This window comes from Streptomyces sp. NPDC048349, assembly GCF_040651925.1.
Taxonomy (GTDB): Bacteria; Actinomycetota; Actinomycetes; order Streptomycetales; family Streptomycetaceae; genus Streptomyces.
This window is the reverse complement of the sequence record NZ_JBEZLA010000018.1, coordinates 95,998-111,568: the sequence shown is the minus strand read 5'-3', so window position 1 is coordinate 111,568 and position 15,571 is coordinate 95,998. Positions and strand designations below refer to the sequence as shown.

The following is a 15,571-nucleotide window of genomic DNA, read 5'->3' as shown; positions in this document are numbered from 1 at the left end:
CCCCCGTACTGGACGTACTTGGGCTTTCGGCCGGTGCGGCGAGAGTGCGTGCCGGGCACCGCGACGCCGCGGACCTCCGTCAGACACCCCCTAGTGCTCCACGCGACGCACCCGGCAGCGCGCCGGGCCGGCCGGCCGCAGGGTGATGCCGGCGCTGACGGGGATCTCGGTGTCCACGGCCTCGAACTCGTACGCCCGCAGGATCATCGCCAGCGCGATCACCGACTCCAGCATCGAGAAGTGCTGCCCGATGCACGCGCGCGGCCCGCCGCCGAACGGGAACCAGGCGTAGCGCGGGCGGCCGGCCTCGGCCTGCGCGGTGAAACGCTCCGGGTCGAAGCGGTCCGGGTCCGGCCAGTGGAGCGGATGGCGGTGCGTCACCCACGGCGCCAGGATCACGTTCGCGCCCGCCGGGATGGTGTGCCCGTCGATCTCGGTGGCGGCGACGGCGTTGCGGCCGATGACCGGGGCGGCCGGGTAGAGCCGCATCGTTTCCTTCAGGACCCGGGTCAGGTAGGGGAGCCGCTCCAGGTCGGCGGCCTCGGGCGTACGGTCGCCCAGGACACGGGTGATCTCCTGGCGCGCCCGGTCCTGCTCCTCGGGGTGACGGGCCAGCAGGTGCAGGGCGAAGGCCAGGGAGGTGGCGGTCGTCTCGTGCCCGGCGAGCAGGAAGATCAGCACCTGGTCGCGCAGCTCGGAGACGTCGAACTCGGCGTCGTCCGAGCTCTTGGCGGCCGCGAGCAGCGTCAGCAGGTCCTCGCCGGCGCCGCCCCCCGCCGCCGTCGCCCGGTCCGTCGCCGAGGCCGTCCGCGGGCTCGGTGCGCCGCGCACCGATGATCTTGTCGCAGACCGCGTACAGCTCGTCCATCGCCGCGGCCGCCCGCCTGTTGGCCGGGGTCGGCCAGCTGCGCGGGAGGTTGGCGGGGGAGTAGCCGCGGCGCAGCACGTAGTCCGTGATGACCGGAAAGCACCGGTCGACGACGTCGACGGTGGCCTCCACGTCGGTGCCGAACAGGATCCGGGCGACCGCCCGCAGCGCCAGGTGCATCATCTGGTCGGTCACGTCGACGACACCGTTCGGGGCCTGCTCCCAGGAGTCGACGACGGCCTGCGTCTCGGCGGCGACGGCCCCCGCGTACCCGTCCACCCGGCGCCGGGTGAACAGCGGCTGGACCAGCCGGCGCTGGCGCAGGTAGTCCTCGTCCTGGCTGGTCAGCAGCCCGTTGCCGAAGGAGTCGCGGATCTCCTGGTAGAAGCGGTTGTCCTTGCGGAAGTTGGCCGACTCCGAGGCGAGCACCTGCTGCGCCCCCTCCGCGGAGAACACGCAGTACAGCTCGGCCCGCAGCCCGGGCGGCCCGGCGACGATCCGTACGACGTCCCCGTGCTCCTGCCGGGCCCGCAGATAGGTGCCGAGCGAGTCCGACTTCAGCTCGAAGAGCGACCCCAGCAACGGCACCCCCGCCAGCGCGGGCACCTCGGTTCCGACGCCCGTCCCCGCCCCAACCGCCATGGCCGTCCCCCTCGTTCGCGTACCGGAACCCCGATTCTGCCGGTCCCCGGCCGGTGATGGCGAGGATTCCGGCCACCGGGGCCGAATGCCGCGGTGGGCCGGCCCGGCGGGGCAGCGGGAGCCGAGGGGGTGACCGCGTCGCGGCTCAGATGTCCCGGAAGATCTCGATCTGGGCGCCCACCGAGTTGAGTCGCTCGGCCAGTTCCTCGTAGCCGCGGTTGATGACGTAGACGTTGCGGAGCACCGAGGTGCCCTCCGCCGCCATCATCGCGAGGAGGACGACCACCGCCGGGCGCAGGGCCGGCGGGCACATCATCTCCGCCGCGCGCCAGCGGGTGGGGCCCTCCACCAGGACGCGGTGGGGGTCCAGGAGTTGGAGGCGGCCGCCGAGGCGGTTGAGGTCGGTCAGGTAGATGGCGCGGTTGTCGTACACCCAGTCGTGGATCAGGGTCTGGCCCTGGGCCACGGCCGCGATGGCCGCGAAGAACGGGACGTTGTCGATGTTCAGCCCGGGGAACGGCATCGGGTGGATCTTGTCGATCGGGGCTTCGAGCTTGGAGGGGCGGACCGTGAGGTCGACCAGGCGGGTGCGGCCGTTGTCGGCGCTGTACTCCGCGGAGCGGTCGTGGTCCAGGCCCATCTCCTCGAGCACCGCGAGCTCGATCTCCATGAACTCGATCGGGACCCGGCGGATGGTCAGCTCCGACTCCGTGACGACGGCGGCGGCGAGCAGGCTCATCGCCTCGACCGGGTCCTCGGAGGGGGAGTAGTCCACGTCCACGTCGATGTTCGGGATGCCGTGGACGGTCAGGGTCGTGGTGCCGATGCCCTCGACCTTGACGCCCAGCGCCTCCAGGAAGAAGCACAGGTCCTGGACCATGTAGTTGGAGGACGCGTTGCGGATGACCGTGACGCCGTCGTGCCGGGCGGCGGCCAGGAGGGCGTTCTCGGTGACGGTGTCCCCGCGCTCGGTCAGCACGATCGGGCGGTCGGGGGAGACGCCGGTGGCGACCTGCGCGTGGTAGATGCCCTCGGTCGCGGTGATGTCCAGGCCGAAGCGGCGCAGGGCGATCATGTGCGGCTCGATGGTGCGGGTGCCGAGGTCGCAGCCGCCCGCGTACGGGAGGCGGAACTGGTCCATGCGGTGCAGCAGGGGACCCAGGAACATGATGATGCTCCGGGTCCGGCGCGCCGCGTCCGCGTCCATGGCCTCCATGTCGAGGCGGGCCGGCGGGATCAGCTCGAGGTCCACGCCGTCGTTGATCCAGCGGGTGCGCACGCCGATGGAGCCGAGGACCTCGAGGAGGCGGTAGACCTCCTCGATGCGGGCGACGCGCCGCAGCACGGTACGGCCCTTGTTGAGCAACGAGGCGCACAGCAGGGCGACACAGGCGTTCTTGCTCGTCTTGACGTCGATGGCACCGGACAGCCGGCGGCCGCCGACGACGCGCAGGTGCATCGGGCCGGCGTAGCCGAGAGAGACGATTTCGCTGTCGAGCGCCTCGCCGATGCGGGCGATCATCTCAAGGCTGATGTTCTGGTTGCCGCGCTCGATCCGGTTCACGGCGCTCTGGCTGGTGCCCAGCGCGTCCGCGAGCTGACTCTGTGTCCAGCCCCGGTGCTGCCGGGCGTCACGGATGAGCTTGCCGATGCGTACGAGGTAATCGTCTGCCATGGCTGCACCGTATCTCAGATATGAGATGTTGATCGCGTGGGGTAGGCCGAACGGGTGTTACCGACCGTCAGATCCCATGGTGGGGTGGGCGGACGGGTGAGGCCATTTGCAGTTGTCTGCCCCATTTGGCCCCTCGGGTGAGGTGTCGCTGCGCATGTGCGGAGACCCGCCCCGCCATCCTTCGGGCGCGCCCGTCCGTGTCCCGGCTATGTCCCGGCCGTGCCCCGCTTATGCCCGGCCGTCGCGGGCGCACGCGCGGTGCCGTGCGTCGCAAGCGCTTCCCGGCGCGGGTGTACCCCCAGGTGCACCCACACTCGCGACGCGGTCAACTCCCGCTCGCGATTCCCGGCGTACACGGCGCCCGGGCCGGCCGGGCCCCGCCCCCGTGACCGCCGTCACCCCCCACCCCGAACGGATTGCCGACGCAGCGGGGTCCGGGCCGGTCGTGCCGGTCGCGTCCGGGTATGCGGAATGGCCGGCGCGGCGCGCCGTCCCCACATCCCTGGGGGTGCGTGCCTCGTCCCCGCCCCCCGACATGTACTAGAGTTATCTCGACATCGAGATATCTGCCGAAGGCGTACCGCAGCCGCCCCCGCTGGTAAGGGTTACCTAACTTAGCCTGACCTTAGCGGATTGGCCAAGGGGCGTGGCGGCAGGATGCGGTCATACGCGCGAAATTCATGCATGAAGGAGACTGTCGTGTCGGCGAACAGCTTCGACGCCCGCAGCACGCTGCAGGTGGGCGACGAGTCGTACGAGATCTTCCGGCTGGACAAGGTCGAGGGCGCCGCGCGCCTTCCCTACAGCCTGAAGGTCCTGCTGGAGAACCTGCTCCGCACCGAGGACGGCGCGAACATCACCGCCGACCACATCCGGGCGCTCGGCGGCTGGGACTCCCAGGCCCAGCCCAGCCAGGAGATCCAGTTCACGCCGGCCCGCGTGATCATGCAGGACTTCACCGGCGTTCCCTGCGTCGTGGACCTCGCCACGATGCGCGAGGCCGTCAAGGCCCTCGGCGGCGACCCGTCCAAGATCAACCCGCTGGCCCCGGCCGAGCTGGTCATCGACCACTCGGTCATCGCCGACAAGTTCGGCACCAACGAGGCGTTCGCCCAGAACGTCGAGCTGGAGTACGGCCGCAACAAGGAGCGCTACCAGTTCCTGCGCTGGGGCCAGACCGCCTTCGACGAGTTCAAGGTCGTCCCCCCGGGCACCGGCATCGTCCACCAGGTCAACATCGAGCACCTGGCCCGCACGGTCATGGTCCGTAACGGCCAGGCCTACCCCGACACCCTCGTCGGCACCGACTCGCACACCACCATGGTCAACGGCCTGGGCGTGCTGGGCTGGGGCGTCGGCGGCATCGAGGCCGAGGCCGCGATGCTCGGCCAGCCGGTCTCCATGCTGATCCCGCGCGTCGTGGGCTTCAAGCTGACCGGCGAGCTGCCGACCGGCACCACCGCCACCGACCTGGTGCTCACGATCACCGAGATGCTGCGCAAGCACGGCGTCGTCGGCAAGTTCGTCGAGTTCTACGGTGAGGGCGTCGCCGCCACCTCCCTCGCGAACCGCGCCACCATCGGCAACATGTCGCCGGAGTTCGGCTCCACCGCCGCGATCTTCCCGATCGACGACGAGACGCTGAAGTACCTGCGCCTGACGGGCCGCGACGCCCAGCAGGTCGCCCTGGTCGAGGCGTACGCCAAGGAGCAGGGCCTGTGGCTGGACCCGGCCGCCGAGCCGGACTTCTCCGAGAAGCTGGAGCTCGACCTCTCCACGGTCGTCCCCTCCATCGCCGGCCCCAAGCGCCCGCAGGACCGCATCGTCCTCGCCAACGCCGCGCAGCAGTTCGCCCAGGACGTGCGCAACTACGTGGACGACGTGGACGAGGCGGGCAAGGAGTCCTTCCCGGCCTCCGACGCCCCGGCGAACCACCCGAACGGCGCCCCGTCGAAGCCGACCCTGGTCACCCTGGCCGACGGCTCCTCCTTCGAGATCGACCACGGCGCCGTCACCGTCGCCGCGATCACCTCCTGCACCAACACCTCGAACCCCTACGTCATGGTCGCCGCGGCGCTCGTGGCCAAGAAGGCGGTCGAGAAGGGCCTGACCCGCAAGCCCTGGGTCAAGACCACCCTGGCCCCGGGCTCGAAGGTCGTCACCGACTACTTCGACAAGGCCGGCCTGACCCCGTACCTCGACAAGATGGGCTTCAACCTCGTCGGGTACGGCTGCACCACCTGCATCGGCAACTCCGGTCCGCTGGACGAGGAGATCTCGAAGGCGATCAACGAGCACGACCTCGCGGTCACCTCGGTGCTCTCCGGCAACCGCAACTTCGAGGGCCGGATCAACCCCGACGTCAAGATGAACTACCTGGCGTCCCCGCCGCTGGTCGTCGCGTACGCCATCGCGGGCTCCATGAAGGTGGACATCACCACCGAGGCCATCGGCACCGACACCGAGGGCAAGCCGGTCTTCCTCAAGGACATCTGGCCCTCCGAGGCCGAGGTCAACGACGTCGTGGCGAACGCCATCGGCGAGGACATGTTCAACAAGTCCTACCAGGACGTCTTCGCGGGCGACGCCCAGTGGCAGGCGCTGTCGATCCCGACCGGCAACACGTTCGAGTGGGACCCGCAGTCCACCTACGTGCGCAAGCCCCCCTACTTCGAGGGCATGACGATGGAGACCACCCCGGTCTCCGACATCGCCGGCGCCCGCGTGCTGGCGAAGCTGGGCGACTCGGTCACCACCGACCACATCTCCCCGGCCGGTGCGATCAAGGCCGACACCCCGGCCGGCACGTACCTCACCGAGCACGGCGTCGAGCGCCGCGACTTCAACTCGTACGGTTCCCGCCGCGGCAACCACGAGGTCATGATCCGCGGTACCTTCGCCAACATCCGCCTGCGCAACCAGATCGCGCCGGGCACCGAGGGCGGCTTCACCCGCGACTTCACCGTCGAGGGCGCGCCGGTCTCCTTCATCTACGACGCCTCGCAGAACTACCAGGCCGCCGGCATCCCGCTGGTCATCCTGGCCGGCAAGGAGTACGGCTCCGGCTCCTCGCGCGACTGGGCGGCCAAGGGCACCGCGCTGCTCGGCGTCAAGGCCGTCATCGCCGAGTCCTACGAGCGCATCCACCGCTCCAACCTGATCGGCATGGGCGTCCTGCCCCTGCAGTTCCCCGAGGGCGCCACCGCGGCCTCCCTGGGCCTCACCGGCGAGGAGACCTTCTCCTTCACCGGTGTGGAGGAGCTGAACAACGGCACCACCCCGCGCACCGTCAAGGTCACCACCGACACGGGCGTGGAGTTCGACGCGGTCGTCCGCATCGACACGCCGGGTGAGGCGGACTACTACCGCAACGGCGGCATCATGCAGTACGTGCTCCGCAACCTGATCCGCGGCTAAGCACCACCGCGGACCGGTCCGACCGGTGCCACAGGGCCGTATCCCCCGTCAAGGGGATACGGCCCTTCCGCTTGTCCGGCCCGCGGCCCAGGTGTCGGCCAGGTCTCAACTCGGAAAAGCTGGCCGCCATCCGTGTGCATGATCTTGCTCACGTGAGCGGAAGTGGACTATACCTGTGCCCGTCCGGATCACCGCGAGTCAGCGGCCCGGACCGGGGGGATGGGCGGGGACCTGCGGCGATGTCCGCACGCACGGCAACCGCCGTGACGTCCCGGCCTCCTTCACACTTCTGACGAAGGCGAGGACATGAGCATGGGATCCACTGGTGAGGGCCTCGGGCGCCGTGATCTGATCAAGCGTTCCGCAGCACTCGGACTGATCACGGTGCCGACGATGAGCTTCCTGTCCGCCTGCGCCTCCGGCGGCGAGGAGAGCACCAAGGGCCCCGACAAGGGGGTCGTCTCCAAGGAGAACCCCTTCGGCGTCGCCAAGGGCAGCAAGCTGGACGTCGTCGTCTTCAAGGGCGGGTTCGGCGACGACTACGCCAAGGCCTGGGAGGCCGCCTTCGACAAGAAGTGGGGCACGACCAGCTCCCACCTGGGCACCCAGGAGATCACCGCCAAGCTCCAGCCGCGCTTCAACGGCGGCAACCCGCCGGACGTCATCGACGACTCCGGCGCCCAGCAGATCAAGCTGGACGTCCTCGCCAAGGGCAACCAGCTCGCCGACCTCACCGCCGTGCTCGACGCGCCCTCCCTCGACGACCCGACCAAGAAGGTGCGCGACACCCTGGTCGCCGGAGCCGTCGAACAGGGCACCATGGGCGGCAAGTTCGTCACCCTGAAGTACGTCTACGCCGTCTTCGGCTTCTGGTACTCAGGCAAGCTCTTCAAGGAGAAGGGCTGGACGCCGCCGAAGACCTGGGACGAGTTCCTGGCCGTCTGCACCAAGGCCAAGGAAGCGGGCATCGGCGGCCTCGCCCACCAGGGCAAGTACCCGTACTACATCAACGTGGTCATCATGGACCTGATCGCCAAGAAGGGCGGTCTGGACGCCATGAAGGCGATCGACCACCTCGAGCCGAACGCCTTCGAGGGCAACCCGGCCGCCCTCGCCGCGGTCGAGGCGGTCTACGAGGTGGTGGAGAAGGGCCTGCTGATGCCGGGCACCAACGGCCTCACCCACACGGAGTCCCAGACCGCCTGGAACCAGTACAAGGCCGCCTTCATCCCCTCCGGCTCCTGGCTGGAGAACGAGCAGCTGAAGCAGACCCCGGAGGACTTCGACATGAAGTTCCTGCCGGTGCCCCTGCTCGCCGACAGCAAGCTGCCCTTCGAGGCGATCCGGGCCGGCGTCGACGAGCCCTTCATCGTCCCGGAGAAGGCCGCCAACAAGGCCGGCGGCCTGGAGTTCCTCCGCTCGATGCTCTCCCGCGAATGGTCGACGATCTTCGCCCAGCAGGCCAATTCGCTCACCGTCGTCAAGGACGGCGTGGACCCCAGCGTCAAGCTGCGCCCGGGCACCCAGTCGGCGGTGGACGCGCTCAAGGCGGCGGGCACCCAGACCTTCAGCTACCGCTACCCCGACTGGTACAGCGAAATGGACACGGAGATCCAGAACGCGTCCAATGAGCTGATGGCGCAGCGGATCCAGCCAAAGGAGTGGATCAAGCGGGCCCAGGCTGCGGTAGACAAGGCGGCCAAGGACCCGAACGCCAAGAACAACCGCCGCAGCTGAGACCGCAGGGACGGACACCATGAGCCACGTAGCCCAGAGCAAGGGGCGGGCCGGTTTCATCACCGGCTTCCTCTTCGCGCCCCTCGCGCTGTACTTGGCCTTCGTCATCTGGCCGTACGTGCAGACGTTCGGCTATTCCTTCACCAACTGGACGGGGCAGTCCCCGACGTTCGATTTCGTCGGCCTGGACAACTACGCGACGTTGCTGCAGGACGAGGTCTTCCGCGGCGCACTCTGGCACAACCTGCTGCTCCTGGTGTTCGTCCCGGTGATCACCATCCTGCTCGCCCTCTTCTTCGCCTTCATGGTGAACGCGGGAGGGCGCAGCGGGGCCGGCGGAGTCCAGGGCGTCGGCGGTTCGCGCTTCTACAAGGTCGTCTACTTCTTCCCCCAGGTCCTGTCCCTCGCCATCCTCGCCGTCCTCTTCGGCGCGATCTACCGCAGCGACGAGGGCGGCCTGCTCAACGGCTTCCTCATCAAGCTCGGCCTGATCTCCGCGCAGCACCCCGTCGAATGGCTCAACGAGCCCTCCTTCGTGCTCTGGTGCCTGCTGTTCGTGGTCGTCTGGCACGGCGTCGGCTTCTACCTCGTGCTGTTCTCGGCCGCCATGCAGTCCGTCCCGAAGGACATCTACGAGGCCGCCCTGCTCGACGGCGCCGGGCGCGCCCAGACCTTCTTCAAGGTCACGCTGCCCCTCCTGTGGGATTCTGTGCAGACCTCCGCGGTCTACCTGGGCATCGCCGCGATGGACATGTTCGTCCTCGTGTCGACCATGACCTCGGGCCAGTTCGGCGGCGGACCCGACCACCACAGCGAGGTCATGGCGACGGTGCTGATGCGCAACTTCCTGTACTTCGGCAAGAGCGGCTACGCCTGCGCCATGGGCGTGGTCATGCTCGTCCTGACCATGATCCTCTCCGTCATCACGCTGCGTGCCACCCGCCGCGAGCGCATCGAGTTCTGAGCGGGAGACCACCATGACCACAGTGATCAAGGCTCCGGGCGAAGACGCCGCGGAGCGGTCGGGAAAGACCGGCCGGACGGGGGAGGGCAGCCCGCGCCGCTCCGAGGGCGTGGTCCTCAACGTCTTCTCGCACGGGTTCCTCGCCCTGTGGGCGATAATGATCGTGCTCCCGCTGATCTGGCTGGCGCTCGGCGCCTTCAAGACCGACGCGCAGATCGGCGGCTCGGCCCTCAGCTGGCCCTCCAACTGGCATTTCGACGCCTTCGGCCGGGCCTGGGACAAGGGCATCGGCGGCTACTTCGCCAACACCCTCATCGTGCTGGTGTTCTCGGTGCCGCTGACCATGCTGTTCGGCTCGATGGCCGCGTACGTCCTGGCCCGCTACCCCTTCAAGGGCAACCGGATCATCTACTACTTCTTCGTCAGCGGGGCGATGTTCCCGGTGTTCCTGGCGCTCGTGCCGCTGTTCTTCATGGTCAAGCGCTTCGACATGCTGAACACCTACCAGGGCCTGATCCTGGTGTACGTCGCCTACTCGATGCCGTTCACCGTCTTCTTCATGCACTCCTTCTTCCGGACGCTGCCCACGGCGATCCACGAAGCGGCGGTCATCGACGGGGCCTCCGACACCCGCATCTTCTTCCAGGTGATGCTGCCGATGGCCAAGCCCGGCCTGATCAGCGTCGGCATCTTCAACGTCCTGGGCCAGTGGAACCAGTACATCCTGCCCGCCGTGCTGATGCAGCCGCAGACGAGCGGTGAGCCCGAGCGCTACATGCTCACGCAGGGGCTCATCCAGCTCCAGTACCAGATGGGCTACGAGACGGACCTGCCGGTGCTGTTCGCCGGCGCCACCATCGCCGTCATCCCGATGCTGGCGGTCTACCTGTCGTTCCAGCGCCAGATCCAGGCCGGGCTGACCTCGGCCACGCTCAAGTAGGGACGCCCGCCCCGAGCCGGTGGCGGAGCGGGCTTCCTTCTCCGCCTCCCGGCACAGGGCCGGCCAGGTGCCCGGCCATGAGCCCCTCGTTCGGTAGGTGCCACGCGCCCGATAGCGCGGAGCCGCACGGTTACGTGGAGTGGTCACGAGGGGGCGCGGCGTGCGCACAGGGGGCACGGGATGCGCCGGGGGCATGGATGACGTATGCCTGACAGAAGGATCAGGACATGCGGAAGGAAGGGGCGACGCGAAACGCACGGAGGCGCGACGGATCCCCGCGGCCGTGCGCGCTCAGGTAAACGGCCGCAGAGGCCGGCGCCTCAGCGACCGTAACACGATCTCGACGACCGTTCTCTCCCCTTTTTGGTCGATAAGGGTGATGTGGTGCTGTGTCAGCCTCTTGACGTCTGGATGTGCAAAGGCTCGACTTAAGGTTCACAAGTTGGAGAGACGCTGGGGTCTCGGAGCGTACAGCCGTCCCCGGCCGGGGGGCGACGGCTGGCCGTCGCTTATGGGCAGGAGTGGATGAGTCGTGCAGACTCCCGGATCGCAGTCCTCGCTGCATCGCGCGAATCTCGAACGGGTCGTGCGGGCGGTGCGGCTCGCGGGTTCGCTGACCCAGGCGGAGATCGCCCGGACCACCGGACTGTCGGCGGCCACGGTCTCCAACATCGTCCGCGAGCTCAAGGAGGGCGGGACCGTCGAGGTCACCGACACCTCGGCGGGCGGCCGGCGGGCCCGCAGCGTGTCGCTCAGCGGCGATGCGGGCATCGTGATCGGCGTGGACTTCGGCCACACGCACCTGCGGGTGGCCGTCGGCAACCTCGCCCACCAGGTGCTGGCCGAGGAGGCCGAGCCGCTGGACGTGGACGCCTCCTGGGTGGAGGGCTTCGACCGGGCGGAAGCGCTGGTCGGACGGCTGATCGCCGGCCTGGGGGTGAGCCTGCACAAGGCCATCGGCGTCGGCCTCGGCGTCCCCGGCCCGATCGACGTGGAGTCCGGGACCCTCGGCTCGACCGCGATCCTGCCGGGCTGGGCCGGGATCAACCCGCGCGAGGAGCTCTCGCGGCGCCTCGGCGTGCCCGTGTACGTGGACAACGACGCGAACCTCGGAGCCCTCGGAGAACTCGTTTGGGGGAGCGGGCGGGGAGTGAAGGACCTCGCCTACATCAAGGTGGCCAGCGGCGTCGGCGCAGGGCTGGTGATCAACGGCCAGATCTACCGCGGCCCGGGCGGCACGGCGGGCGAGATCGGGCACATCACCCTCGACGAATCGGGCCCCGTCTGCCGCTGCGGGAACCGCGGCTGCCTGGAGACCTTCGCCGCGGCCCGGTACGTGCTCCCGCTGCTCCAGGGCAGCCACGGACCGGAGTTGACGATGGAACGGGTGGTCGAGCTGGCCCGTGACGGGGACCCGGGCTGCCGCCGGGTCATCACCGACGTCGGCCGCCACGTGGGCAGCGGGGTGGCCAGTCTGTGCAACCTCCTGAACCCGAGCCGGGTGGTGCTCGGCGGCTCGCTCGCGGAGGCCGGTGAACTCGTCCTGGCCCCCATCCGTGAATCCGTGGGGAGGTATGCGATTCCCAGCGCTGCCCGCCAGCTTTCGGTGCTCACGGGCTCTTTGGGCGGTCGGGCCGAGGTGCTGGGCGCGCTCGCCCTCGTGCTCAGCGAAATGGGCGATTCGACGCTTTTGTCAGATCATGGAAGTGGAGTGCGAACTCCAGCCGCCATGTCTTCAGTTAGATAACGGATGGCACCGTTGTCATCTCGTTAAGGATTCACTCCTTGACGGCAAACTTGCGGCCGGGGTTGACTCACACCCACCTCGGCCGCAGTGTTGCGGCCTCGTCAGGGAGGTTCAAGTAATGAACACGCGTATGCGCAGAGCCGCCGTAGCCGTCGCCGCTGGTGCCATGGCCGTCTCGCTTGCCGCCTGTGGCAGTGCCAAGGAGGCCGGAGACAAGACCAAGGAGACCGGAGCCGCCGCCGGGGATGCCATCAAGGTCGGTCTCCTGCTCCCGGAGAACCAGACCGCGCGCTACGAGAAGTTCGACAAGCCGCTCATCGAGAAGACGGTCAAGGAACTGACCGGCGGCAAGGGCGAGGTCGTCTACGCCAACGCCAAGCAGGACGCCACCACGCAGAACTCGCAGGTCGACACGATGATCACCAACAAGGTGAACGTCCTCATCGTCGACGCGGTGGACTCCAAGGCCATCGCCGGCTCGGTCAAGAAGGCCAAGGAGGCCGGCATCCCGGTCGTGGCCTACGACCGCCTGGCCGAAGGCCCGATCGACGCCTACACCTCCTTCGACAACGAAGAGGTCGGCAAGGTCCAGGGCAAGGCGCTGCTCGAGGCGCTGGGCGACAAGGCCAAGGACGGCCAGATCGTCATGATGAACGGCTCGGTCACCGACCCGAACGCCAAGCTCTTCAAGTCCGGCGCCCACTCCGTCCTCGACGGCAAGGTGAACATCGGCAAGGAGTACGACACCGTCGAGTGGAAGCCGGAGAACGCCAACACCAACATGGCGGCCGCCCTCTCGGCGCTCGGCAAGGACAAGGTCATCGGCGTCTACTCCGCCAACGACGGCATGGCGGGCGGCATCATCACCGCCCTCAAGGCCGCCGGCCTGTCCACCCTGCCCCCGGTCACCGGCCAGGACGCCGAACTCGCCGGTGTGCAGCGCATCGTCGCGGGCGAGCAGTTCATGAGCGTCTACAAGCCGTACGCCCCCGAGGCCGAGGCCGCGGCGAAGATGGCCGTCGCCCTCGCCAAGGGCGAGAAGGTCACCGGCGTCACCACCTCGACGGTCGACAGCCCGACCACCAAGGGCGTCCCGGCCGTGCTGATCCCGGTCGTCTCGCTCACCAAGAACAACATCAAGGACACCGTCATCAAGGACGGCGTCTACACGGCCGACGAGATCTGCACCGACAAGTACGCGGCCGCCTGCGCCACCCTCGGCCTCAAGTAGGCCCCCGTCGCCCCCCAGGGCGACCCCCCGTGCCTGACCGGCGCCCCGCTCCTTCTTCCCCGCCACCCGCGGGGCGCCGGGCAGAAACGTTCTCCCGAGCTCTCCCAGGCTTTTATTTCCCCCATTCGCCCCGCTCCTGCTCTTTTGCACGACATCCCCGCCGGTCAGGCGGCGAAGGAGATGGTTCATGTGTCCGCTGCGCCCGTGCTGGCGTTGCGAGGGGTCTCGAAGCGGTTCGGCGCCGTTCAGGCCCTGACCGACGTAGAACTCGAGATCCACTCCGGTGAAGTGGTCGCCCTCGTCGGCGACAACGGCGCCGGCAAGTCCACGCTGGTCAAGACGATCGCCGGCGTGCACCCCATCGATGACGGCGTCATCGAGTGGGAGGGCCGCCCGGTCTCCATCGGCAAGCCCCACGACGCCCAGAACCTGGGCATCGCGACGGTCTACCAGGACCTCGCCCTGTGCGACAACATCGATGTCGTCGGCAACCTCTTCCTCGGCCGCGAGCTCAAGCGCCGCGGTGTGCTGGACGAGGTGGAGATGGAGCGCCGTGCCCGCGAGCTCCTGACCACGCTCTCCATCCGGATCCCCAGTGTCCGGATCCCCATCGCCTCGCTCTCCGGCGGTCAGCGCCAGACCGTGGCCATCGCCCGGTCGATGCTGGGCGAGCCCCAGCTCGTGATCCTGGACGAGCCCACCGCCGCCCTCGGCGTCGAGCAGACCGCACAGGTCCTCGACCTCGTGGAACGGCTGCGCGAGCGCGGCCACGCCGTCATCCTCATCAGCCACAACATGGCCGATGTGAAGGCCGTCGCCGACAAGGTGGCGGTCCTGCGGCTGGGCCGCAACAACGGCGTCTTCACCGTCGCCGACACCTCGCAGGAAGAGATCATCTCCGCCATCACGGGAGCCACGGACAACGCCGTGACCCGCCGGGCGGCCCGCACCGGGGAGGCTCGCAAGTGAGCACCGACAACCCAGCCGCCGACCCGCTCGACAAGGCGGCCCAGAACGCCGCCGAGCACGAGGTCGTCAACCCGGCCGCCGCGGCGGACGCCATCCCCGCGGTGGACCCCCGCCTGCTCGTCCGCGAGCAGGGCCTGTCCGGGTACCTGAGCGAGTTCGGGCGCAAGATGAAGGCCGGCGACCTGGGCTCCATCCCGGTCGTCATCGGTCTGATCATCATCTGGTCCATCTTCCAGGGCCTGAACTCGAACTTCCTCTCCCCGGAGAACCTCTCCAACATCGCCATCACGATGGTCGCCACCGGCATGATGGCCGTCGGCATCATCTTCGTGCTGCTGCTCGGCGAGATCGACCTCTCGGTCGGCTCGGTCAGCGGCGTCTCGGGCGCGATCGTCGCCGTCCTCGCCGTCACCCACGGCGTGAACGAATGGCTGGCCATCCTCGCCGCCGTCGCGGGCGGCGCCCTGATCGGCTCCGTCCACGGCTTCTTCTTCGCCAGAATCGGCGCTCCGGCCTTCGCGGTCACCCTCTCGGGCCTGCTCTTCTGGTCCGGCGCCATGCTGCAGATCCTCGGCAGCAACGGCACGATCAACCTCGACTCGGACGGCGTGGTCGGCCAGCTGACCACGTACTTCTTCTCGGACGTGGCCGTCGGCTACGGCCTGGCGGCGGTCGCGGTGGTGGGGTACTTCCTCGCCACCTTCTTCGACAACCGCCGCCGCGAGGCCGCCGGGGTGCCCTCGCGGCCGCTCGGCGAGATCCTGCTGCGCACCGGCCTGCTCGCGGTGTTCACCTTCGGGCCCGCGATCGTGTTCAACCAGTACAAGGGCCTGCCGCTCGCGGTGGTGCTGTTCGTGGTGGCCCTGGTCGCCACCGACTTCGTCCTGCGCCGCACGACCTTCGGCCGAAACGTTTTCGCACTCGGCGGCAGCGTCGAGGCCTCCCGCCGCGCGGGCATCAACGTCACCGGGATCCGCATCGCGGTCTTCGCCATCGCCGGCACCTTCGCCGCCATCGGCGGCCTCTTCTGGGCCTCCAAGATCGCGGCGGCCAACCAGAGCGCCGGCGCCGGCGACCTGCTGATGAACGTGATCGCGGCGGCCGTCATCGGCGGCACCAGCCTCTTCGGCGGCCGGGGCCGGACCTGGAACGCCCTCCTCGGCGTCATGGTCATCACCTCGATCCAGTACGGTCTGGCCCTGGAGGGGATCGCGACTCCGATCCAGTACATGATCACGGGTGCCGTGCTGCTGGCCACCGTGGTGATCGACTCGGTCACGCGCAAGACCCAGAAGACGGCCGGACGGGCCTGACGCCTGCCCGGTCGCCCGGGTCGCCGGTAAGACCCGTCACAGTGCCCGGTGCCACTTCGTGTGGCGCC

9 protein-coding genes and 1 pseudogene are annotated in these 15,571 nt (G+C 68.9%); 8 read left to right on the top strand and 2 right to left on the bottom strand.

Annotation, left to right across the window (positions count from 1 at the left end; all coding sequences use genetic code 11):
- Positions 1 to 90: 90 nt before the first annotated feature.
- Both AB0D44_RS13120 and AB0D44_RS13115 read right to left on the bottom strand, forming a co-directional pair.
- Positions 91 to 1,510: pseudogene (locus AB0D44_RS13120) on the bottom strand (cytochrome P450).
- Between the two features lie 145 nt (positions 1,511 to 1,655).
- The gene (locus AB0D44_RS13115; protein ID WP_362588850.1) at positions 1,656 to 3,185 is read right to left on the bottom strand and encodes a UDP-N-acetylglucosamine 1-carboxyvinyltransferase; all 1,530 of its coding nucleotides are present in this window, start codon (positions 3,183 to 3,185) and stop codon (positions 1,656 to 1,658) included.
- Between the two features lie 699 nt (positions 3,186 to 3,884).
- On the opposite strand from AB0D44_RS13115, the gene acnA reads away from it, so the two are divergent.
- From acnA to AB0D44_RS13075, 8 genes are all read left to right on the top strand, one after another.
- A complete protein-coding gene (acnA, locus tag AB0D44_RS13110) occupies positions 3,885 to 6,602 on the top strand; it encodes an aconitate hydratase AcnA (RefSeq protein WP_362588848.1) in 2,718 nt (905 codons plus the stop codon).
- A gap of 306 nt (positions 6,603 to 6,908) precedes the next feature.
- On the top strand, positions 6,909 to 8,339 hold the full coding sequence (gene ngcE, locus AB0D44_RS13105; protein ID WP_362588845.1) for an N-acetylglucosamine/diacetylchitobiose ABC transporter substrate-binding protein: 1,431 nt from the start codon (positions 6,909 to 6,911) through the stop codon (positions 8,337 to 8,339).
- 19 nt (positions 8,340 to 8,358) lie between these two features.
- The gene (locus AB0D44_RS13100; RefSeq protein ID WP_362588843.1) at positions 8,359 to 9,303 is read left to right on the top strand and encodes a sugar ABC transporter permease; all 945 of its coding nucleotides are present in this window, start codon (positions 8,359 to 8,361) and stop codon (positions 9,301 to 9,303) included.
- Positions 9,304 to 9,316: 13 nt separating this feature from the next.
- Positions 9,317 to 10,243, top strand: a complete 927-nt coding sequence (locus AB0D44_RS13095) for a carbohydrate ABC transporter permease (RefSeq protein ID WP_362588840.1) — start codon at positions 9,317 to 9,319, stop codon at positions 10,241 to 10,243.
- 532 nt (positions 10,244 to 10,775) lie between these two features.
- Complete coding sequence (locus tag AB0D44_RS13090) at positions 10,776 to 11,990, top strand: ROK family transcriptional regulator (protein ID WP_362588837.1); 1,215 nt, start codon at positions 10,776 to 10,778, stop codon at positions 11,988 to 11,990.
- A gap of 118 nt (positions 11,991 to 12,108) precedes the next feature.
- Positions 12,109 to 13,221: a substrate-binding domain-containing protein gene (locus tag AB0D44_RS13085; RefSeq protein ID WP_362588834.1), complete on the top strand. Its 1,113-nt coding sequence runs from the start codon at positions 12,109 to 12,111 to the stop codon at positions 13,219 to 13,221.
- A gap of 180 nt (positions 13,222 to 13,401) precedes the next feature.
- A complete protein-coding gene (locus AB0D44_RS13080; protein ID WP_362588831.1) occupies positions 13,402 to 14,190 on the top strand; it encodes an ATP-binding cassette domain-containing protein in 789 nt (262 codons plus the stop codon).
- A gap of 92 nt (positions 14,191 to 14,282) precedes the next feature.
- Positions 14,283 to 15,503: a sugar ABC transporter permease gene (locus AB0D44_RS13075; RefSeq protein WP_362588864.1), complete on the top strand. Its 1,221-nt coding sequence runs from the start codon at positions 14,283 to 14,285 to the stop codon at positions 15,501 to 15,503.
- Positions 15,504 to 15,571: the final 68 nt, after the last annotated feature.

What these genes read in the sequence shown, in the direction of transcription:
- AB0D44_RS13115 (WP_362588850.1), bottom strand. Translation starts at nt 3,185, where the DNA reads ATGGCAGACGATTACCTCGTACGCATCGGCAAGCTCATCCGTGACGCC.
- ngcE (WP_362588845.1), top strand. Translation starts at nt 6,909, where the DNA reads ATGAGCATGGGATCCACTGGTGAGGGCCTCGGGCGCCGTGATCTGATC.
- AB0D44_RS13100 (WP_362588843.1), top strand. Translation starts at nt 8,359, where the DNA reads ATGAGCCACGTAGCCCAGAGCAAGGGGCGGGCCGGTTTCATCACCGGC.
- AB0D44_RS13095 (WP_362588840.1), top strand. Translation starts at nt 9,317, where the DNA reads ATGACCACAGTGATCAAGGCTCCGGGCGAAGACGCCGCGGAGCGGTCG.
- AB0D44_RS13085 (WP_362588834.1), top strand. Translation starts at nt 12,109, where the DNA reads ATGAACACGCGTATGCGCAGAGCCGCCGTAGCCGTCGCCGCTGGTGCC.
- AB0D44_RS13080 (WP_362588831.1), top strand. Translation starts at nt 13,402, where the DNA reads ATGGTTCATGTGTCCGCTGCGCCCGTGCTGGCGTTGCGAGGGGTCTCG.